The 20,060-nt window shown below is 68.1% G+C and carries 19 protein-coding genes; 15 read left to right on the forward strand and 4 right to left on the reverse strand.

Annotated elements, in window-relative coordinates; genetic code table 11:
• The first annotated feature begins 440 nt into the window (after positions 1-440).
• The gene (gene gspF, locus JYG32_RS18295) at positions 441-1,658 is read left to right on the forward strand and encodes a type II secretion system inner membrane protein GspF (RefSeq protein ID WP_213266440.1); all 1,218 of its coding nucleotides are present in this window, start codon (positions 441-443) and stop codon (positions 1,656-1,658) included.
• An 8-nt stretch (positions 1,659-1,666) separates the two neighbouring features.
• On the opposite strand, the gene JYG32_RS18300 is transcribed toward gspF, so the two are convergent.
• Complete coding sequence (locus tag JYG32_RS18300; protein ID WP_213266441.1) at positions 1,667-2,113, reverse strand: type II secretion system protein N; 447 nt, start codon at positions 2,111-2,113, stop codon at positions 1,667-1,669.
• Between the two features lie 64 nt (positions 2,114-2,177).
• Here JYG32_RS18300 and gspG point away from each other — a divergent pair, with 64 nt between their 5' ends.
• From gspG to JYG32_RS18330, 6 genes are all read left to right on the forward strand, one after another.
• On the forward strand, positions 2,178-2,657 hold the full coding sequence (gene gspG, locus JYG32_RS18305; RefSeq protein ID WP_213267413.1) for a type II secretion system major pseudopilin GspG: 480 nt from the start codon (positions 2,178-2,180) through the stop codon (positions 2,655-2,657).
• Between the two features lie 10 nt (positions 2,658-2,667).
• Positions 2,668-3,165 (forward strand): GspH/FimT family pseudopilin, encoded by a 498-nt coding sequence (locus JYG32_RS18310; protein WP_249744810.1) that lies wholly within the window; start codon positions 2,668-2,670, stop codon positions 3,163-3,165.
• A gap of 186 nt (positions 3,166-3,351) precedes the next feature.
• Positions 3,352-4,098, forward strand: a complete 747-nt coding sequence (locus tag JYG32_RS18315; protein ID WP_213266442.1) for a secretin and TonB N-terminal domain-containing protein — start codon at positions 3,352-3,354, stop codon at positions 4,096-4,098.
• 6 nt (positions 4,099-4,104) lie between these two features.
• Positions 4,105-4,656, forward strand: coding sequence for an RNA polymerase sigma factor (locus tag JYG32_RS18320; RefSeq protein WP_174381743.1), 552 nt, complete (start codon positions 4,105-4,107; stop codon positions 4,654-4,656).
• Positions 4,657-4,667: 11 nt separating this feature from the next.
• Positions 4,668-5,663: a FecR family protein gene (locus JYG32_RS18325; RefSeq protein WP_213266443.1), complete on the forward strand. Its 996-nt coding sequence runs from the start codon at positions 4,668-4,670 to the stop codon at positions 5,661-5,663.
• Positions 5,664-5,928: 265 nt separating this feature from the next.
• Entirely contained in the window at positions 5,929-6,189 is a 261-nt protein-coding gene (locus JYG32_RS18330; protein WP_213266444.1) for a FecR/PupR family sigma factor regulator, read from the forward strand.
• 279 nt (positions 6,190-6,468) lie between these two features.
• On the opposite strand, the gene JYG32_RS18335 is transcribed toward JYG32_RS18330, so the two are convergent.
• Entirely contained in the window at positions 6,469-7,293 is an 825-nt protein-coding gene (locus tag JYG32_RS18335) for a hypothetical protein (RefSeq protein ID WP_213266445.1), read from the reverse strand.
• 182 nt (positions 7,294-7,475) lie between these two features.
• Between JYG32_RS18335 and JYG32_RS18340 the strand changes: the two genes are divergently transcribed.
• Complete coding sequence (locus tag JYG32_RS18340; RefSeq protein ID WP_213266446.1) at positions 7,476-9,119, forward strand: type II toxin-antitoxin system Phd/YefM family antitoxin; 1,644 nt, start codon at positions 7,476-7,478, stop codon at positions 9,117-9,119.
• An 86-nt stretch (positions 9,120-9,205) separates the two neighbouring features.
• Here JYG32_RS18340 and gspK read toward each other — a convergent pair whose 3' ends face one another.
• Positions 9,206-10,201 carry a type II secretion system minor pseudopilin GspK gene (gene gspK, locus JYG32_RS18345; RefSeq protein WP_213266447.1) on the reverse strand — a complete coding sequence of 332 codons (996 nt, stop codon included), beginning with the start codon at positions 10,199-10,201 and terminating at the stop codon, positions 9,206-9,208.
• Positions 10,202-10,233: 32 nt separating this feature from the next.
• Positions 10,234-10,797 carry a hypothetical protein gene (locus tag JYG32_RS18350; protein WP_213266448.1) on the reverse strand — a complete coding sequence of 188 codons (564 nt, stop codon included), beginning with the start codon at positions 10,795-10,797 and terminating at the stop codon, positions 10,234-10,236.
• 723 nt (positions 10,798-11,520) lie between these two features.
• On the opposite strand from JYG32_RS18350, the gene JYG32_RS18355 reads away from it, so the two are divergent.
• The 7 genes from JYG32_RS18355 to JYG32_RS18385 all read left to right on the forward strand — a co-directional run bounded on the left by JYG32_RS18355 (position 11,521) and on the right by JYG32_RS18385 (position 20,058).
• Positions 11,521-12,693 carry a TIGR03032 family protein gene (locus JYG32_RS18355; RefSeq protein ID WP_213266449.1) on the forward strand — a complete coding sequence of 391 codons (1,173 nt, stop codon included), beginning with the start codon at positions 11,521-11,523 and terminating at the stop codon, positions 12,691-12,693.
• Positions 12,693-13,340: an adenylyl-sulfate kinase gene (gene cysC / locus JYG32_RS18360; RefSeq protein WP_249744811.1), complete on the forward strand. Its 648-nt coding sequence runs from the start codon at positions 12,693-12,695 to the stop codon at positions 13,338-13,340. The genes JYG32_RS18355 and cysC overlap by 1 nt, the downstream gene beginning before the upstream one ends.
• Before the next feature lie 151 nt (positions 13,341-13,491).
• Entirely contained in the window at positions 13,492-15,144 is a 1,653-nt protein-coding gene (locus JYG32_RS18365; RefSeq protein WP_249744812.1) for a ShlB/FhaC/HecB family hemolysin secretion/activation protein, read from the forward strand.
• Between the two features lie 68 nt (positions 15,145-15,212).
• On the forward strand, positions 15,213-17,018 hold the full coding sequence (locus JYG32_RS18370) for a DUF2341 domain-containing protein (protein ID WP_213266451.1): 1,806 nt from the start codon (positions 15,213-15,215) through the stop codon (positions 17,016-17,018).
• A 19-nt stretch (positions 17,019-17,037) separates the two neighbouring features.
• Positions 17,038-17,448, forward strand: coding sequence for an ExbD/TolR family protein (locus JYG32_RS18375; protein ID WP_047902916.1), 411 nt, complete (start codon positions 17,038-17,040; stop codon positions 17,446-17,448).
• 4 nt (positions 17,449-17,452) lie between these two features.
• Positions 17,453-18,151, forward strand: a complete 699-nt coding sequence (locus JYG32_RS18380; protein WP_174383742.1) for a TonB family protein — start codon at positions 17,453-17,455, stop codon at positions 18,149-18,151.
• 92 nt (positions 18,152-18,243) lie between these two features.
• Positions 18,244-20,058, forward strand: coding sequence for a putative porin (locus JYG32_RS18385; protein ID WP_213266452.1), 1,815 nt, complete (start codon positions 18,244-18,246; stop codon positions 20,056-20,058).
• Positions 20,059-20,060 lie beyond the last annotated feature (2 nt).

Below are 20,060 nucleotides of genomic sequence, written 5' to 3' on the forward strand. Positions count from 1 at the left end.
GTTGCTGCTCGCCTTCGAGCAGACGTGGACGGGGTGCTGGGGCGCGTTTTCGCGCGTCACACGGACGCCGCCCGGCATGAGGTGCCGCGCTATAGCAACTCCAAGTCAGTTTCGTGGCGAATGCTACGGAACATTTCTTCCAGAAACGGATTAGCCCTCTGTCGAGACATTCCTGAAATTTATCGAATGTGTTTTATAAAATAACGCTGATTCGCGTGCGCCTGATCGTTAATGCTTGAATGACCTCCGGCGCGATCCGGAATGAAATCGTTTTTCCGATATAAGAATAACGACCGAAAGTAATAAACCCTGCCCAAAAAGGTAGCCCAACATCCGTCACAAATTTGCGCCGGTTCGCTCCTTAGTCTTCCCCGGCGACTCCGTCCGGCGCGTTGCGCGACGTCGTCGGAAAGTCCTACGCGTGACACGAGGGCACAGACATGTCGGCATTCCGCTACGAAGCGATCGATCCCACCGGCCGCACGCTGAAAGGCGTGCTCGAAGCCGACAGCGCGCGCGCCGGGCGCAGTCATCTGCGCACGCAGGGGCTCACGCCGCTCGTCGTCGAACTCGCCGGGCAACGCCAGCACGGCGAGCGTCGTCAACGCCTGTCGCTCGGCCGCAAGCTGTCGCAGCGCGAGCAGGCGATCCTCACGCGCCAGCTCGCGAGCCTGCTGATCGCGGGGCTGCCGCTCGACGAATCGTTGTCGGTGCTGAGCGAGCAGGCCGAGCGCGAATACCTGCGCGAGCTGATGGCGTCGATCCGCGCGGAAGTCGTCGGCGGGCATTCGTTCGCGAATGCGCTCGGCCAGCACCCGCGCGATTTTCCCGACATCTATCGCGCGCTCGTCGCGGCCGGCGAGCACACGGGCAAGCTCGGCGTCGTGCTGTCGCGCCTGGCCGACTACATCGAACAGAGCAACGCGCTGAAGCAGAAGATCCTGCTCGCGTTCACGTATCCGGGCATCGTCACGCTGATCGCGTTCGGCATCGTCACGTTCCTGTTGAGCTACGTGGTGCCGCAGGTGGCAAACGTGTTCACCAGCACGAAGCAGCAGTTGCCGACGCTGACGGTCGTGATGATGGCGTTGTCCGATTTCGTGCGGCACTGGTGGTGGGCGTCTCTTCTCGCGACGGTCGCGATCGTCTTCGCAATCCGCAAGGTGCTGTCTCAGGAAGGGCCGCGGCTCAGGTTCGATCACTGGCTGCTGACCGCGCCGCTCGCCGGCAAGCTCGTGCGCGGCTACAACACGGTGCGCTTCGCGAGCACGCTCGGCATCCTGACGGCCGCCGGCGTGCCGATCCTGCGCGCATTGCAGGCGGCCGGCGAGACGCTGTCGAACCGCGCGATGAGCGCGAACGTCGACGATGCGATCGTGCGCGTTCGGGAAGGCACGGCGCTGTCGCGCGCGCTGGCCCATACGAAGACGTTCCCGCCGGTGCTCGTGCACCTGATCCGCTCGGGCGAGGCGACCGGCGACGTGACGACGATGCTCGATCGCGCATCCGAAGGCGAATCGCGCGAGCTGGAGCGTCGCACGATGTTCCTGACGAGCCTGCTCGAGCCGCTGCTGATCCTCGCGATGGGCGGCGTCGTGCTCGTAATCGTACTCGCGGTGATGATGCCGATCATCGAGCTGAACAACATGGTGCAGTGATACGCGGCTCAGCGCACGAACGCGTTCGCCTTCTCCGCGGCAGGCAGTGCGATCTCGCGCTGCAGGCCGTTGCGATCGACGACGATCGAGCGCGCGCGAACTTCGGCCAGCTTCGCGGCTTCGCCGATCGCCGCGCCGAGCGACACGACGCGCGACGCGTCGCCGCCGATGCTGACGATCGCGGCCGCGCGGCGCGCATCGAACGCGAGTACGCCGAGCAACTGGATCGCATCGCGGCCGTTGTCCGGTTTTGCGCCGAAGAGCTGCGCGCTCGCGGTGACGTCGAACGGCGCGGGCGGTGCGACAGGCGAAGGTGCCGGCGCATCGGACACGCTCAGCAAACGCACGGCCCACAGCGAGACGGCGACGAGCGCCGCGCCGGAAGCGAGTGTCGCGACAAGCGGCAGGAGATCGGCGCGGGACGGAACGAAGCGGAGCAGGGCGAACGGTTTCATGGCGACAGGTCGGTGCGATGGACGAAAGACGATTTCCATTCTTTGATGAAAGGGTGAATGCATGATGACGGGCCACGACGAAACCCGAACGTCGCGCGCAGGCGAGCCGCATGAAAACGCACGCCGCCGCACGCAACGCGGCTTCACGCTGATCGAGATCATGGTGGTCGTCGCGATCCTCGGGATTCTTGCCGCGCTGATCGTGCCGAAGATCATGAGCCGGCCGGACGAAGCGCGCCGCATCGCCGCGAAGCAGGACATCGGCACGATGATGCAGTCGCTGAACCTGTATCGCCTCGACAACGGCCGCTATCCGTCGCAGGAGCAGGGGCTGATCGCGCTGGTGCAGAAGCCGGCGGTCGACCCGGTGCCGAACAACTGGAAGGACGGCGGTTATCTGGAACGGTTGCCGAAAGATTCGTGGGGCAACGCGTATCAATACCTGAATCCGGGCGCGCACGGCGCGATCGACGTGTTCAGCTACGGCGCGGACGGCAAGCCGGGCGGCGAGGGGAACGATGCGGACATCGGTTCGTGGCAGTAACGGCGCGCGCATGACGCGCATGAAAGCACGGCAGCGATTGCGTCGAAGTCGCCACGCCGGCTTCACGCTGCTGGAAATGCTCGTCGTGCTGTTGATCGTCGGGCTGCTGGTCGCGGTCGTGACGCTCGCGCCGTCGCGCAATCGCCGCACGGATCTGGCCGAGGAAGCGCAGCGGCTCGCGAACCTGCTCGAATCGGCAGGCGACGAAGCGCAGGTGCGGTCGATGCCGATTGCGTGGCAGCCGGTGGGCGGCGGCTACCGGTTCGTGCAGCGCACGGAAAGCGGCACCTGGGCGCCGATGACCGACGACCTGTATCGCGCGCGCCGCTGGGGCACCGAAGTCACGGGCGTGTCGGTGCGTTATACGGGCGGCGGCGAAGCGCCGTCGCGGATCGTGCTCGGCAGCGAAAGCATCGACGTGCCGGTGACGATCACGCTGTGGGCCGGTGATGTGCGGATGGCCGTCGTCGGTACGGGCATCGGCAACTTCGTCGTGCGCCGGCCATGAATCGCATGCGGGACCCGTAAGCGCGTGACGCTCGAAAGTGGTGCGTCGAATTGATTCGCGTGGCTGCACGGTTCACCTGACTGTCATAGTGCCCGCCCACAATCTGTCGTTCGCTTGCGACGGAACCGCTCACGGGGGTGCGCATTCCGGCATGCAACGTGCAACTCCACTTCCGTCCAGGGATTCATGACTCGTTCACGGGCGCCGACCGGTGTCCTGGCGCTCGTCGCGTGGCTCGCGTTCGTCGTGCTGTGCATGCGCGGCGTACAGGCGCAGGAGGCCGGCTCCATCGGTCGCCAGCCGGGCAGCGTGGTGCAGTTCGATCTGCCCGCGCAGCCGCTCGCGAAGACCTTGCAGGACTTCGCGCGGCTCACCGAACTGATCGTGCTGGCGCCGGCGCCGCTGCTCGACGGGCGCACGAGTGCGCCGGTCCAGGGCGAATTCGCGCCGCGCGACGCGCTCGAGCGGATGCTGGCCGGAACGGGGTTGCGAGCGGAATTCTCGCGTCCGGACGAAGCGATCATCGTCGCGCAGCCGGCCGCCGAGATGGCGCCCGCGACGGCCGACACGCCGGCGGATGCGGCCTTGCCGATCGACGGGATCGGCGATTCCGGCGAGCGGCGCGCGTTCGCGGGCCTGCTGCAGGCGCATCTGATCGATGCGCTGTGCGCGCAGCCGGCGGCAGTGCCGGGCAGCTATCGACTCGTCGCGCAGGTGCGCATCGACAACAGGGGGGCGGTGGTGGCGGTCAACATGGTGGCATCGAGCGGTTCGGCCGCCCGCGACGCGGCGGTGATGCGCGCGCTGCGCGCGCTGAAGCTGGACGATGGGCCGCCGGCGGATCTGCCGCAGCCGGTCACGATCCTGTTGCGGCCGGCCGGCAATGGCGTGCATTTCCGCTGTCCGGCGCCGCAGCCGGCCGTTCGGGGCTAGGCCGCGATGACCGACAGCAACCGCACCGGGCTCAGGAAACTGCTGGCGTCGCGCTACGCGTACCTGGTCAGGCGCCTCGAACGCGTGACGGGGTCGAAGGACGGCGCCGCCGATGCACTGCACGAAACCTGGCTGCGCCTCGAGAACGCGAACGTTTCCACGCAGGTGACGAATGCAGACGCCTATATCCTCGGGATGGCGAACAATGTCGCGATCGACCAGCATCGCCGCGAACGGCGCCATCTGCACGACGACGACGTCGAGACGCTGCTCGAGATGCCCGACGAACTGGCCGATCCCGAGCGCATCGTCGCGGCGCGCCGCAAGGTCGATACACTGAAGGACGTGCTGCGCGGCCTGCCGCCGCGGCGCCGCGCGATCCTGCTGGCCGCCCGCGTGGACGGCCTGCTGAATCGCGAGATCGCCGAGCATTTCGGTATTTCGCTGCGGCTCGTCGAAAGCGAGCTGAGCGCGGCGATGAAGTACTGCCTGCAACGCATGCAGGAAGAAGACGGTGATTCGTACACGGGTTCGCGAGGCGGCCCGCGCAAATTTTGAGTATCCGGACGATGACGAAAGCCCAGGCCGAACCTGCCCACGACGAACTCGACGAAGCGAGTGCGTGGCTGCTGCGTCTGCGCTCGGGGGACGCGAGCCAGGCCGAAGCCGACGCGTTCGAGCGCTGGTGCGCCGATCGTCCGCAGGCCGCCGATCTGCTGCGCGACACCTGGAGTTCGCTGCGCACGGCCGCGACCGAACTCGCGCACGAGGAACGCACGGCCGCTGCCTGGGCAAACGTTGCGAAGCGCGAGCGCACGATGCGCACCGGGCGGCGCGCGTTCATCGGCTTCGCGGTCGCGGCCGGCGCGTCGTGGCTCGCGTTGCGCCCGCCGATGGAATTGTGGCCTTCGCTCGGCGATCTCGCGGCCGATTACCACACCGGCACGGGCGAGCAGCGCAGCATCGCGCTGTCGTCGCGCGTGACGGTCGAGCTGAATACGCAGACGCGCGTCGACGTGCTGCCGGCGAGCGATGCCGCGCACGGCGTCGAAGTCGTCGCGGGCGAAGCGGAAATCGACGCGGCCGTGCCGCCGGCGGGCCGCGCGACGCCGATCCAGCCCGTCACCGTGGTCGCGGGCGGCGGTCGCATGCAGGCGACCGTCGCGCGTTTCAATGTGCGGCGCACGGGCTCGCAGGTCTGCGTGACCTGCCTGTCGGGCACGGTCGCGCTCGAGCATCCGCGCGGCGCGCGCACGCTGACGGCCGACGATCAGGTGGTCTACGACGATCGCGGCGTGCAGCCGGTGTCGCGGATCGATCCGGGCGCGGTCAGCGCATGGCGGCGCGGCATGCTGGTGTTCAACGGCGTGCCGCTCGCGGATGTCGTCGACGAGATCAACCGCTACCGGCGCGGCAGGGTGATCCTGCGCCGCGCGTCGCTCGGTGCGAACCGGATGCAGGCGCAGTTCCCGATCACGCGGCTCGACGACGTGATCGACATGGTCGGGCGCCTGTATGGCGCGCACATCACGCGTTTGCCCGGCAATATCGTGCTGCTGAGCTGACCGGCTTCCGGCGTTTTACTTCCCCGTCTTCCTGCCACGGGCGATTCATTCGCCTCCTTTTCGGCTGTCCGCGCGCTGCGGGTTACGGCCGTCCGATACGACCTGATCAATGAGGGCCGGCAAACGCCAGGCTGCCTTTCGTGGCGGCCCGGCGGGGCGTCGTCGGACCCGAGGCGTGGGTGGCAAGCGCCCCGGCCGCGCAGCGATGCGATGCGATGCGCGGTGCGGGGGATGTGTCGATGGAGCTTCGGGCGGTGGCGTGATCATGAACGAATCGCAACGGGATGCGGATTCCGGCGACGCGAACACGCGCGCCGACGCGATCCGCGAGGGCGCGGTGCGCTGGCTGCTGTGGTTGCGCGCCGGCGATACGACGGAACACGAACTCGACGCTTTCGGGCGCTGGCGCGCGCAGAGCGACGAGCATGCGCGCACGGTCCGCGAACTGATCTGGATGTGGGCCGTGCTGGAGACGGTCGGCCGCCAGGAGCCGGGTGAGCCGGGCGGGTCGACGCGCACGCATTGACGCGGCGAGCGGCGCGGTGCGCATTTGCACGCGCCGGAATCGCGTTCACGCCGCGGCGCACGGGCGTTGCAAGAAAGTCTGCGGGTTACGCGGGCTCGCTTCGACCTTGTATACGAGAGAGCGAGGGGGCCGTGAAGAGGGGCTGTAGAGCGGGGGCTGTAGAGCTGGGGCTGTAGAGCGGGACCGGGGGCCGGGATCGGCCCCCGGATCGCCGTTCATGCAGGGGACGGCGTGCGGCGAGATCCTGCCGACCGGACCACGGAAGCCCGGATTCACGATTCAGGATGGCGCCCCCTGCTGCAGGCCGGCACGTGCGCCGCTCCATGCGGCGTCGAGCGGATCGCCGGCGTCGCGCAGCGGCTCGCGCAGAAAGGGAAAGCGTTCGACGAACGGTGCGGATTCTTGCAGGGCCACGATATGGTTGACCATCCATTGCAGCAGTTCGCCGCCGTGCCGGACCTGTTCCGGGCGCCAGTCCGGCATCGTCGAGAAGAGGGCCGAGAAGCCGCTCCAGCGCGACGGCCGGTCGTTGTCGCCGGGCCGGAAATAGGTGTTCATCGCGACGTCGTGCGCGTCGGTGAGCGTGCCGACGAACAGCCCGTGGGGCGTCGGCACGCCGATCTGCTGCCAGCCTTCCGCGAGTGCGAGCGAGCGCATCACGCGCGCCGCGACGAACGCAACGCGCGTTTCATGCTCGATTTCCGCCAGCGACATCACGCCGTTGCGCTGCATGCAGCGCGCGACCGCGTGCGGCCGGATCGCGTTCGACGCGAAGCTGCGCAGTACGAGGTCGGGCACCGTCAATTGAAGCTGGAATTCGCGCAGGCCGTGCTCGGCGCTCATCGTCGAGAAGTTGACGAACAGCCCTTCGGCATGACCGAGCGCGCCGACGTACGGTGCGAGCCCGAGGCGCGCAAGCTTCGGCGCGATCTGGCGTTCGAGCAGCCGCATCAGGTTGCGGCGGTTGCGCACGCCCGTGAAATCGTCGATGCCGCGCGTGACGACGTCGCTGATTTCCCAGCGGCGCTCATCGGCGACGAGCCGCGGCGAGCCGCTCAGGTCGAACCGGGCGCGGCCGTGCGCCACGCGTGGATCTACGTACATGCCGGTGCCTCGTGCATCGATTGCGGGCGGACCGCCGCGACGGTGCGTCGTCGGGCGGATCCGGTCGCCCACGATGCTGCGGCGCCGAAAGCGCTCCGTCAAGTGCGATCGCATCGCGGCGCACGCGTGCGCATGCCGCTGCGGCGGCCCGCGCATTCAACCAGACTGTGAGGGGTAACCCGATGATGCGCACGATCGTGGAACGCTTTGTCGAGCAGAGCCCGATGACGATCATGACGCGGCTCGTGCTGCAATGCGCACTGCACGACGACTGGATCGGTGCCGCGGCGGACGCGGGTGGCGAGCCCGACGGCGAGTCGACCCGCGAGGCGCTGTTCGCACTCGCCGTCGGCGCGATCGCGGCGCTTGCCGCCTGGCAGCGGATGCCGGATGCAGCCGGTGCGGCTGCGCCGGGGTTGGGCGCTGCGGTGGCGGCGCTGCACGACCGCATGAGCCGGTGGCGGTCCGGCTGGGGGCGCGCGCTGGCGAAGGACAGCGTCGAACTGCTGCTGCCCGTCGCGTCGGTGCGCACCGTCGACGGCGCGCGCGCAGTCGACGGGATGCGGCTGCGCGTGCTGGACGGTGCCGGCGATGCATGCGCGCCCCGGGCCGACGGTTGCGGCTGCGGACGTGCGTGCGACGACCCCGCGCGCGATGCCGCCGCGGGCGGACCGCGCGTCCTGCCGGTCTACGATCCGGATCTCGGGATGATCGTCGACCTGCTGCCTTACGAGCGCGGCCGCTCGCATGAGCGCGCATTCGTCGGCGCGCTGCTCGAAACGGTCAGGCCGGGCGAGCTGTGGATCGTCGACGGGCGCTTCGATACGGACGCGATCCTGTCCGGCTGGCCGCGCCGCGGCGGCGCGTTCGTCGTGCGCGAATACGGTCGTTCGGCCGCGTGCCGGCCGCTTGGCGACTGGCGGGAAGCCGGCGGGCTCGGCGACGGTCGCGTGTACGAACAGTCTGTCGGCATGGCCGGCGATGGCGGGGTGTCGGCCGCGTTTCGGCGGATCGAATGGCGCCGCGCCGCGGCGCACGGCGAAACCGGCGCAATCGTCACGTTGCTGACCGATCTGCCGGCCGAGCGGTTCGGCGCGCCGCAGGTCGTGCAACTGTCCTGCCGGCGCTGGCGCGATGCGTTGCCGCTGTCGCTCGAGCCCGTGACGGGCGGCGCACCGTTCGGCGGCGTGCCTGCGCGCGCGGCGCTGCTGGCGAGCGGGATCGCGGCGTTCGCGTACAACGCGTTCAGCGTGATGACGCGCGTCGTCGGCGGTGCGCTCGCGCTCGACGCGCGCGACGTCGACCGCCTGCCGTCGCTGATCGCCGACGGCGTGACGGCCACCTATGCGGGGATGATGATCGCGCTGCCGCCCGAGTGGTGGGAGCGTTACGACCAGTTGCCCGCGACGACGCTTGGCCAGATCGTGCGCATGCTCGCCGTGCATGTCGATCCGCGCAGCGAGCGGCGCCGGCGTCGCGACAACCGGCTGTCCACGAAGTCGCAGGCGCTGCTGCGCGCGGCGACGCTCGAGCGCCTGATGCACGACGACGGCGACGATCCGGCCGCGAATGTGTTCAGCCTGCGCACGATCGCGATGGCGACGCGCGACTTCAGCAGCAATCCGTCGAAGGCGCTGCGGCACGCGGGCGAGGCGCTCGTGATGGTCACGAAATACAACCGGCCGATCGCGCTGCTCGTGTCGATCGACGACTGGAACCGGCTGCTCGGCGAAGTGCGCGAGACGAGCCTCACGCGGCTGTCGTTCGATGCGGCGGCGTCGCAGGGCGTGCGCCCGGTCGCGTTGAGCGAATCGTCGCTGAACTAGCGGGCATGGCTGCGGAAGACGGGCCGCCGACTGCGTGTTGTCGGCCCGCCGCGCGACTAGCCACGCGGATGCACACCCCTCCGGCTTCAACTCGCGAGCCGACGCACCCAGATGACCGACGTCCACGCGAAATTGCCGCTGCCGTAGCGCGCGATCAGCGTGTCGATGCGCGCGTTGATACGCGCCGAATGCACGCGGCAGTGCACGATGAAATAACCGCTGGTCACGCCGACGGCCGAGCCGTCCGGCAGCGTCGGGTTGCCGCCCTGCGCGGGCAGCAGGTATTCGGCGATGTCGCCGGTGCTGACGAAATACGCGGTGGCGCGCCGGTCGACGAGCCGCTTTGCCTGGCTGGGCGACAGCGTCGGAATCGCGGCGACGAGCACGGGCTCGGCCGCAGTGTTTGCATTGACGACCGTCAGGTCGGGCAGGATCGTCACGAACGGCGCGAGCGTTTCGATCGCGTGCGCGTCGTAGCCGGGGATGCGCGCGAGATCGTCGACCGACACGAGCTGCAGCGGCCAGCCGCCGGGGCCGTTCGCGTCGCGCAGGGAGCGCAGCATGTAGTCGGCCGTCTGCTGCGCGAGCGCGGGTTCGAGCGATAGCTGGCCGAGCAGCCGCCGGTACGCCAGCACGCCTTCGCCGTTGGACTGCCACGGCTTGCCGGGCGCGACGCGCGACACGAGGTTCATCAGGTTGAAGCGCGCCTGCGCGTCCTCGACGCTGCCCGAGATCCATGCGCGCGACAGCTCGGCGTTGACCGCCAGCGCGTCGGACGGCAGCAGGTCCGAGAGCTGCACGTCGGCAACCGGCAACGACCACGGCTGGCCGACGAACGTGACGTTCGACGTCGCGCTTTGCGCGCGCAGCGTCGCGCGCGCCCATTCGACCGCGGCGCGCTCGACCCACATCGTCTGCGTCGCGAGCCGCTGGTTCTCGACGTCGCGCGTCGCGACCTGCTGGCGCCACAGCACGCTGGCAGCGAGCGTGGCCGCCAGCGCGACGACGAGCAGCACCGTCACGATCGCGATGCCGCGTTCGTGTCGCGCGTGTGCGGCCCTTCCTGTCCCGTATCGATGCATCCGCGTGCCCCCGCAGTGTCGGCGCGGCGTGCTCAGGCCTCGAACGCCAGCCACGCATGCGCGATGCTCGCATGCGCAGATGACGTGATGCCGAACAGCGCGGCGAGCCCCGCAACCCAGCACGCGAGCGTCGCGGGACGCATGCCGTCGGCCGCAAGCGGGCCGACGAGGCTGGCGATCGCGTGCGAACGCCACAGCAGCACCACGAACAGCGTACAGCCGACGGCCATCGCGACGCCGAACATGTGCAGCGCGACCGCCGGGCGTCGCGTGAACGGCGTGCGGTGATGCCGCTGGTTCGCCGCGACGATCGCGATCCCGTTCGCTACGGGGACGATCGTCATGGCGAGCGCCCAGAACAGCGGCTGGTCGCTCGACGGATTGATCAGCAACAGCGTGCCGATCATCCAGATCGGCGGCGCAAGCAGCGTCAGCACGGTCCACGACAGCAGCTGCCACGCGAGCCAGGGCGTGCGCCAGCGCAGCGGCGGATTCGGCGCTGCATGAGCGGCGGGCGGAAGCAGCCGGCCCGGCGTGCCGACGGCGCCGGACAAGCGCCCGGCGAGCCACCGTACGAGCATCGTGGCGAATGACATGGAGGGTCCTGTCGTTGATGTTTTCCGTTCTCAATAGCTAGGACGAAGCGGCCGACCGCAAGCCGCAGGATTTCGTGCGTGCCGGCGGTTTGCCGCGCGGCGCATCGCGAGTCCGCGGTACGTAAACGATCTCGGTGCGGTCTCAGTGCGGTCCCGGAGGTCCCGGGCCGGGTTTCGCGTGCGTTTCGTGAATATCTTCAGCGGAATGTCACGAAAACTTCCCGGTTGAAACCGGAGGATTGTCGGGCCGCACGCTGGCGCGTCGCGTTTTCGCACGATGGCCAGCAGGACGGCGACACGTTTGCCGGCGTGTCCGTGCGCAAGTACGGGCCGCTGAAGAGCCGAATATCGGCCGGGCGACGACACGCACACGAAACGGGGGCCACGCCAGGTCATGCGCCGCGTCTCGCGCGCTTCGCGCCGGGCTGGCTGCGCGCGCATTGCAGTCCGCGCCTCGTCGGTCGCACGGCATGCCGGTGCACCGGTCGCGGTACACGCAGGCTGTTTGCGTCGACCGTTTGCCCGTGGCGGCAGATCGGTCGACGTCACGCAAAAAAACATTGCGGCAATGCGCGCTTCGTTCCGTCTAGGTAGGTGGGAGCTGCGTCTTGGTGCGCCGTAAGCGGCACCCGTTCGCGATCGATGCGCATGCGTCGTGTCGGCGGGCGGGCGCACGCGGATCCGCGCATTTTTCTCATCAGGCGGCATGAAGCCGACAGGTGCATGACAGTGGAACAGTTCGAGGAAACCCGGCCGGCCGGCGCTAGCGGCGCGGCACCGGACGACGTATCGGCGCGGGAAGCGGAAGCGCTGTCGCCGGTCATCAACCTGCGCGACACGGGGCGCTTCCTGCAGGTGCTCGATGCGCTCAAGTGCTCGCTGGCCGTGAGCCGCCGGCCGTCCGGCGTGGCGGTGATCGGCGTCGACGGCGGCGTCCCCACGCTGTCCGCGTGCCTGTTGCCGCGCTCGATGGGAATGGCCGTGTCGGGCAACCGGCTCGCGGTCGCGACGATGCACGAGCTGATGGTGTTCGCCAACGTGTCGACGCTCGCGCCGCTCTATCCGGGCCGTCCGGATCATTACGACGCGATGTTCGTGCCGCGCATGTCCTACTACACCGGCGATCTCGACCTGCACGACATGGCGTTCGACAAGCACGTCCTGCTCGCGGTCAACACGCGCTATTCATGCATCAGCGTGATCGACGGCTATTTCAACTTCACGCCGATCTGGCAGCCGCCGTTCGTGACGGCGACGGTGCCCGACGATCGCTGCCACCTGAACGGCATGGCGTTTGCGGACGGCAAGGTGCGGTTCGTGACCGCGCTCGGGATGAGCGACGAGCCGTTCGGCTGGCGCAGCGGGATGGCCGGCGGCGGCATCGTGATGGAAGTACCGTCCGGCAGGATCGTCGCATCGGGGCTGTCGATGCCGCATTCGCCGCGCGTGATCGGCGGGCGCCTGCACGTGCTCGAAGGCGGTCGCGGCCACGTCCTGCAGATCGATCCGCAGTCGGGCGCACGACGTGTGCTCGCGAAGCTGCCGGGCTTTACGCACGGCCTCGCGGAATACGGCGGCGTGCTGTTCGTCGGACTGTCGAAGCTGCGCGACAAGCGCGGCCCGCAGGGGTTGCCGATCGAAGGCGAATCGGATGTGCTGGTCGCGGGAGTCGCCGCGCTCGACGCGAACAGCGGCGACGTGCTCGGCATCCTTCAGTTCTTCAATGGCGTCGACGAGATCTTCGACGTGCAGGTGCTCCCGAACGTGCGGCGTGCCGAAATCCTGAGCCCGCATCAATGGGCCGAGACGCCGTCGATCGTGACGATGCAGGGCGGCTTCTGGCAAACGCGTCCGCGCGAGGACGACGAGCCCGCGAACGCTGGGGGGCGAGCGTGATGAACGTCGATTGTTGCGGGTTTTCCGGCGTCGTTTCGTCCTTATCGGTAGACGCGACGCATGCGGTGCGCGGCGCGTCGCCGCAGCGGGCGGGCGGGGTGATGTGGCTCACGGGGCTGTCGGGCGCGGGCAAGACGACGCTGGCCGACGCGCTGGCGGCGCGGCTGCGCGAACGATGCGTGCAGCCGGTGGTGCTCGACGGCGACCGGTTGCGGGCGCGGCTGAATCGGGATCTCGGCTTTACGGTGCACGACCGCTTCGAGAACGTGCGGCGCATTGCCGAAGTCGCGGCGCTGTCGAGCGAATCCGGCGGGCTCGCGATCGTCGCGGTCATTTCGCCGCTCGCGGCGATGCGTGACGAAGCGAGGTCGATCGTGGGGCCGGCATTTCGCGAAGTGTATGTGAGCACGCCGCTGGCCTGCTGCGAGGTGCGTGATCCCAAAGGGCTGTATGCGAAGGCACGGTGCGGCGCGCTGCCGGAATTCACGGGCGTTTCGTCGCCGTACGAGCCGCCGGTGGAAGCCGATCTCATGATCGACACCAGTCGGGCGTCGATCGCGATGTGCGTCGATACGCTGATGCGATTCGCGTGCGCGCAGTTCGGTTGCCCGGCGGATACGCGGCCGATGCAGGTGCGTTACAGCTGAGTTCGAATCGAAGTTGGGAAAAAGCATTGCGCAGATCATGATAAGGATGACGAATAAATCGTCATCAAAGTGAAACAGGCATTTGATAGCGGGGCGGGCGACGGGTGCCGAGCGCTTCGCTGCGATCCGGAACAACAAAGGGGAATGGCGCATGCCGCCGAGAGTAGACCGCAAGTCACGCGAACGATGGCGGCTGAACTGCCGATGCCTGGCCGGCGCCGCGCTGGTCGGAGGGCTGAGCCTCGCGCCGGGCATTCATGCGCAGGAAGCTGCCGCGCCGGCCGCGAAGACGGCACCGTCGGCGCCGCAGACGTTCGACGTGAATGCCTTCGTGGTGCGCGGCAACACGACGCTGCCGACGATCGAGATCGAGAAGGCCGTGTATCCGTTCGAAGGGCCGGGCCGGACGCTCGCCGACGTGAACGCGGCACGCGACGCATTGCAGAAGGTTTATCAGGAGCGTGGTTATCAATCGGTCGTCGTCGAGTTGCCGCAGCAGCAGGTAAAGAACGGCGTGATCCTGCTGCAGGTGACCGAGGCGAAGGTCGGTCGCCTGCGCGTCGACGGTGCGAAGTACAACTCGCCGCAAAACATTCGCGATGCGGTGCCCGCGCTGGCCGAAGGCCGGGTGCCCGATTTCAACCAGGCGCAGCAGCAGCTCACCGACCTGAACCGCTCGGCGGACCGGCAGGTGATCCCGGTGCTCAAGCCGGGCGCGCTGCCGCAGACGGTCGACGTCGACCTGAAGGTCGACGATCACAGCCCGCTGCGCGGCACGCTCGAACTGAACAACGACAACAGCCCCGGCACGTCGACGCTGCGCACGAGCGCGAGCCTCAGTTACTCGAATTTGTGGCAGCTCGGCCACGTGATTTCCGGCACCTATGTGATCGCGCCGCAGCATCCGAACGATGCGCGCGTCTACGCGTTCTCGTATCTCGCGCCGATCAAGGATTCGCGCTGGAGCTTCCTCGCAACGGTCGTGCACTCGGACAGCAACGTCGCGTCGGTCGGCGGAACGAACGTGCTCGGCAAGGGCACGACCTACGGCTTCACCGCGATCTACGCGCTGCCGGCGACGGAGACGTATGCGCATTCGGTCAGCATCGAGATCGACCGCAAGCATTACGACGAGAACGTGAGCCTGGTGGGCCAGACGTCCACGGCGCCGCTGACCTACGTGCCGGTGACGTTCTCGTACAACGGCCAGCTCAACCTGAAGAACTCGCAGACGTCGTTCTCGGCGTCGCTGACGACGAACATCCGCGGCCTCGGCAGCGACTGGGGCGCCTGGGACAACAAGCGCTACAACGCGACGCCCGATTTCGTGTACGGCAAGTTCGACGTCAACCACACGCAGCGTTTCGCGAACGACATGCAGGCCAACGGGCACGTCAGCGCGCAGATCTCGAACTCGCCGCTGGTGTCGAGCGAGCAGTTCGCGGCGGGCGGGATGAACAGCGTGCGCGGCTACATGCAGGCGGAAGACACGGCCGACAGCGGCGTGATCGCGTCGCTGGAGCTGCGCAGCCCGTCGCTGTCGAAGTGGCTCGGCGGCGCGGTCGGCAGTCGGGTGAACGAATGGCGTTTCCACGCGTTTTTCGATGCGGCACATCTGTGGCTGCTGAGCCCGCTGCCGGAGCAGACGTCGCGCTTCAACCTGATGAGCGTCGGCGTCGGCACACGGCTGCAGATCATGAAGTATGCGAGCGCGGATTTCGAGGCCGGGTGGCCGTTGAAGGCGGGCGTCTATACGCGGCAGTACAGCCCGCGGTTCGATTTCTACGTAAGGCTGGGGTTCTGACGGATTTTTTTTGATCGTGCCGGGGGCGATGCGACGAGCGCGGCGCCCGCACATTGGGGGAGTGGATCGTGAAGCGAGTCTTGTTTTTCCTGTTGGCGGTGATGCTCGGCGTGCTGCCCGGCATCGCGAACGCATGGTGGCAGAACGACTGGTCGTACCGGAAGGCGATCACGATCGACGCGAGCGTGAAGGGTGCCAATCTCGCGGAATCGGCCGGCCGCGTGCCGCTGCTGATCCGCCTGCACTCGGGCAACTTCCAGTTCGACGGGCTGGCCGACAACGGCGCCGATATCCGCTTCGTCGCCGGCGACGACAAGACGCCGCTGAATTACCACATCGAGCAATACGATCCGGTGCTTGGCGTCGCCCTGATCTGGGTCGACATTCCGACGATGCCGGCCGGTGCCGCGGAGTCGATCTGGATGTACTACGGCAACAAGAAGGCACCGGACGGCGGCAAGCCGGCCGAGACCTTCGATGCCGACTACACGCTCGTCTATCACTTCAACGGCGCGGCGGGCGCGCCGCCGAAGGACGCGACCGCATACGGCAACAACGCGCAGAACGCGACGTTCCGCACGGTCGAGGACGGCATCGTCGGCAAGGGCGTGCGATTCGACGGCAGCGGCTCGCTGACGTTGCCGGCGAGCCCGTCGCTGAACCTGGCCGCAGGCGGCAGCTTCACGTTCAGCGCGTGGGTGAAGCCGTCGGCGCTGGCGCCGAACACCGTGCTGTACAGCCGCCGCGACGGCGCGAACGCGCTGCTGATCGGTCTCGACAACGACGTGCCGTTCGCGGAAGTCGACGGTGGCGCCAGCAGCCCGGCGCCGGTGCGCACGCCGGCCGCCGCGCCGGTTGCGGCGAACCAGTGGACCTATCTGGCGGTCACGGCCGACGGCAAGAACCTGACCGTCTACGTGAACGGCAAGCAGGCCGCGCAGGTCGCGGCGACGCTGCCCGCGCTGAACGGCGCGGCGACGATCGGCGCGGATGCGACCGGCGCGCCGGCCGGCCTGGCCGCCTACGCGGGCGCGCTCGACGAACTGCGCTTGTCGAAGATCGCGCGCTCGCCGGCCGCGCTCGCCGTCGACGCGCTCGCGCAGGGCTCGGAATCGAAACTCGTCGCGTACGGCGCCGACGAGAAGCAGTCGGGTTTCGGCTTCGGCTACTTCGGCGTGATCGTGCAGTCGGTGACCATCGACGCGTGGGTCGTGATCGCGATCCTGCTCGGCATGGCGCTCGTGTCGTGGATCGTGATGTGGACGAAGGCGCGCTACGTCGGCACCGTCGACAAGGCGAACCAGTATTTCGTGCAGCGCTTTCGCGAAGTGGCCGGGCGACACCTGGTCGGTCTCGCGCATGTCGACGAAGCGAGCGCCGACGGCCGCCGGCTGTACCAGTCGTCGCTGTACCGGCTGTACAAGGCCGGTGTGCATGAAATCCACAGCCGCGTGGACGGCAACGGCCGCACGGTGATCACGTCCGAATCGATCGAGGCGATCCGCGCGTCGATGGATGCGACGCTCGTGCGCGAGAACCAGCGGCTGTCGAAATCGATGGTGCTGCTGACGATTGCGATTTCGGGCGGCCCGTTCCTCGGGCTGCTCGGCACGGTGGTCGGCGTGATGATCACGTTCGCGGCGATCGCGGCGGCCGGCGACGTGAACGTGAACGCGATCGCGCCGGGTATCGCGGCCGCGCTGCTCGCCACCGTCACCGGCCTGTTCGTCGCGATTCCCGCGCTGTTCGGCTACAACTACCTGCTGATCCGCAACAAGAACGTGACCGCGAACATGCAGGTGTTCGTCGACGAATTCGTCACGCGCCTCGCCGAAGCGCACCGCACGCCCGATCACGCGGTGCTGGCCGACTGACCGCACGCAGGAGACCACCATGCAGGTTCAGGACGACGAAAAGCCGTACGACGACATCAACATCACGCCGATGCTCGACCTCGCGTACGTGCTGCTGATCATCTTCATCATCATGACGACCGCGTCGGTGCAGGGCATCAAGGTCGACCTGCCGAAGGCGAGCTCGTCCGCGAGTCTCGCGAAGCCGAAGACGAAGGCGATCACGGTCGCCGATTCGGGGCAGGTCTTCCTCGACGCGTACCCGGTGACGATGGACGAGCTCGAGAGCCGGCTGCGCACCGAGAAGGCGACCAACCCGGAATTCCCGATCGTGCTGAAAGGCGACGCGGCCGTGCAGTACCAGAAGGTCATGGACGTGCTCGACCTGCTGCGCCGTCTCGACCTGTCGCAGGTCGGGCTCGTGACCGGCAAGGCGAAGCAGGGCGGCTAGCGCGATGGAAATGACCTATAACGGCGGCCCGCCGCAGAAAGGCCCCGGCCGCTTCGTGAAGCCGGTTGCGATCGCGCTGGTGCTCGCGGGGCTGGCCGCGCTGATCTGGCATTTCGCGGGCGATACCGCGGGCGTGAAGCGCGTGAGCGCGCCGCAGGTGACGACGGTGATTCCGCTGCCGCCGCCCCCGCCGCCGCCGAAACAGAAGCCGCCGCCCGAGAAGGTGAAGGAAGAGGTCAAGACGCCGGTCGACCGGCCGACGATCGCGCCGAAGCCGTCCGAGGCGCCGAAGCCGTCGGACAACCAGCCGAAGCAGATGACGATGAATGCGCCCGCGCAGGCCGGCACCGACAGCTTCAACATCGGCGCGGGAGACGGCTCGGGGATGATCGGCAGCGGCGGGGGCGGCAAGTTCGGCAATGCGAGCTACGCGCAATACATGGTGTACGTGCTGCAGCGCGCGATCGAGCAGGACAAGGGCGTGCAGGAGGCCGGCGGCGCGCGTTTCGCGGGCAGCCTGAACCTGTGGATGGATGCGTCCGGGCGGATCACGAAGGTGACGGTCGCGCAGTCGACCGGCGACGCGAAGATCGATGCGGCCGTGGTCGCGGCGGTCGAGGCGCTCGGCAAGGTCGACGAGGTGCCGCCGCCCGCGACCGCGTATCCGGTGCTCGTCCGGCTCCAGGGTCGCAAGCCGGCATGACGATGCGCGCGCGAAATGACGAATGAATCATGGGGCGGCGCCGTTGCACGGATGCTGCCGGAAAAGAAACGAAAATTGTTCGGAGTGCTTCGATGATTCGGAAGATGAACGGACGGGGTGGGGTGCCCCGCAACGGCGTGCTGACCGCGCGCCTGTCGCGTGTCGGCGCGGCGGTGCTGACGCTCGGGCTGACGTGCGCGTCCGCCGCGCACGGGCAATCGCTCGAGGCGCAGGCAGCGTCGGGCAAGGCCGCGCCGACGGAGAGCGTGGTGATCAACCTGATCAACCTGCTCGTCAAGCGCGGCGTGCTCACGCAGCAGAACGCGAACGAGCTGATCAGCGAGGCGCGCACGGAAGCCGTGCAGGCGAGGGCCGCGCGTGGGTCCGGCGGGCCGGTGGTGGCCGGTGCCGCCGTGGTCAACCCGCCGACGCAGCCGGGCGACGTCGCGGTGCCGTACGTGCCGCAGCTCGTGCGCGACCAGATCCGCGACCAGGTGAAGCAGGAAGTGATCGCGCAGGCGAAGGCCGAGAACTGGGCGCAGCCGAACACGTTCCCCGACTGGGTGTCGCGCATCAAGCTCGACGGCGACTTGCGCGTGCGCGACGAATACCACTTCTACGGCAGCCGCAACGCGAACAACGTGACGAACTTCGCGGCGATCAACCAGGGCGGCGGGTTCGACGTCAACACGAACACCAACAACACACAGCTGCCGACCCAGAACACCACGCAGAACCGCAACAACCTGCTGCGCTACCGCGCACGGCTCGGCGTGACGGCGACGCTGTCCGACGACATGATCGCCGGGATCCAGCTCGCGAGCGGCAACGACAACGGGCCCGTGTCGACCACGTCGACCGCCGGCGGCGGCTTCGCGAAGAAGAACATCTGGCTGAACAAGGCGTTCTTCGCGTACCGGCCGACGTCGTGGCTGAACCTGACGGCCGGCCGTTTCGACAATCCGTTCTTCAAGTCGGACCTGGTGTTCTCCGACGACCTGATGATGGACGGGCTTGCCGCGAACCTGCGCCATGCGCTGCCGTGGAATCCGGACGTCACGCTGTTCGGCACGCTCGGCGTGTTCCCGATCCAGTACACGAGCGAGAACTTCCCGTCGAACAGCACCGACAAGGCCGGCAGCGACACGAAGTGGATGTTCGGCGCGCAGTTCGGCGCGGACTGGAAGATCGATGCGAAGAACCGGCTGCGCGGCGCGGTCGCGTACTACGACTTCCAGAACATGCGCGGCACGCTGTCGTCGCCGTGTGCGCTGTCTTTCGGCGCGACGAACTGCAGCACCGACAACGAGGCGCCCGCGTTCATGCAGGGCGGCAATACGCTGATCGCGCTGCGCAACATCGTGCAGAACCCGCAACTCGCGCCGGGGATGACGCCGCAGCCGCAGCTCTTCGGGCTCGCGTACAACTACCGGCTGCTCGACCTGAAGGCGCAGTGGGACACGGTGGTGGCCGACCGCTTCAAGCTGCGCCTGGACGGCGAATACGTGCGCAACCTCGCGTACAACGACAACAAGGCGTTCGCGGCGGCGTCGCTGCCGGTCAACAACTACGAATCGACGTCGGTGAACGCGACGCGTGCCGACTACCGCAGCGGCCCGAACGGCTTCCTCGCGAAGGCGACGATCGGCGAGCCGGAGCCGCGCGAGAAGGGCCAGTGGAATTTCTCGGTCGCGTACAAGTACCTGCAGCCGGACGCCGTGCTCGACGCGTTCAACGATCCCGACTTCCATCTCGGCGGCACCAACGCGCGCGGCTACGTGATCGGCGCCGCGTACGCGGTCGCACGCGACACGTGGGTGTCGGCCCGCTACCTGAGCTCGAAGGAAGTGTACGGGCCGCCGGTCTCGATCGACGTGCTGCAGATCGAGCTCAATGCTCGCTTCTGACC

This window comes from Burkholderia pyrrocinia, assembly GCF_018417535.1.
Lineage (GTDB): Bacteria > Pseudomonadota > Gammaproteobacteria > Burkholderiales > Burkholderiaceae > Burkholderia > Burkholderia pyrrocinia_E.

Coding starts and splice junctions, on each gene's coding strand:
- gspK (WP_213266447.1), bottom strand. CDS start 10,201: ATGCATCGATACGGGACAGGAAGGGCCGCACACGCGCGACACGAACGC.
- JYG32_RS18300 (WP_213266441.1), bottom strand. CDS start 2,113: ATGAAACCGTTCGCCCTGCTCCGCTTCGTTCCGTCCCGCGCCGATCTC.
- gspG (WP_213267413.1), top strand. CDS start 2,178: ATGACGGGCCACGACGAAACCCGAACGTCGCGCGCAGGCGAGCCGCAT.
- JYG32_RS18315 (WP_213266442.1), top strand. CDS start 3,352: ATGACTCGTTCACGGGCGCCGACCGGTGTCCTGGCGCTCGTCGCGTGG.
- JYG32_RS18385 (WP_213266452.1), top strand. CDS start 18,244: ATGATTCGGAAGATGAACGGACGGGGTGGGGTGCCCCGCAACGGCGTG.
- JYG32_RS18365 (WP_249744812.1), top strand. CDS start 13,492: ATGCCGCCGAGAGTAGACCGCAAGTCACGCGAACGATGGCGGCTGAAC.
- cysC (WP_249744811.1), top strand. CDS start 12,693: ATGAACGTCGATTGTTGCGGGTTTTCCGGCGTCGTTTCGTCCTTATCG.
- JYG32_RS18320 (WP_174381743.1), top strand. CDS start 4,105: ATGACCGACAGCAACCGCACCGGGCTCAGGAAACTGCTGGCGTCGCGC.
- JYG32_RS18310 (WP_249744810.1), top strand. CDS start 2,668: ATGACGCGCATGAAAGCACGGCAGCGATTGCGTCGAAGTCGCCACGCC.
- JYG32_RS18330 (WP_213266444.1), top strand. CDS start 5,929: ATGAACGAATCGCAACGGGATGCGGATTCCGGCGACGCGAACACGCGC.
- JYG32_RS18340 (WP_213266446.1), top strand. CDS start 7,476: ATGATGCGCACGATCGTGGAACGCTTTGTCGAGCAGAGCCCGATGACG.
- JYG32_RS18325 (WP_213266443.1), top strand. CDS start 4,668: ATGACGAAAGCCCAGGCCGAACCTGCCCACGACGAACTCGACGAAGCG.
- gspF (WP_213266440.1), top strand. CDS start 441: ATGTCGGCATTCCGCTACGAAGCGATCGATCCCACCGGCCGCACGCTG.
- JYG32_RS18355 (WP_213266449.1), top strand. CDS start 11,521: ATGACAGTGGAACAGTTCGAGGAAACCCGGCCGGCCGGCGCTAGCGGC.
- JYG32_RS18335 (WP_213266445.1), bottom strand. CDS start 7,293: ATGTACGTAGATCCACGCGTGGCGCACGGCCGCGCCCGGTTCGACCTG.
- JYG32_RS18380 (WP_174383742.1), top strand. CDS start 17,453: ATGGAAATGACCTATAACGGCGGCCCGCCGCAGAAAGGCCCCGGCCGC.
- JYG32_RS18375 (WP_047902916.1), top strand. CDS start 17,038: ATGCAGGTTCAGGACGACGAAAAGCCGTACGACGACATCAACATCACG.
- JYG32_RS18350 (WP_213266448.1), bottom strand. CDS start 10,797: ATGTCATTCGCCACGATGCTCGTACGGTGGCTCGCCGGGCGCTTGTCC.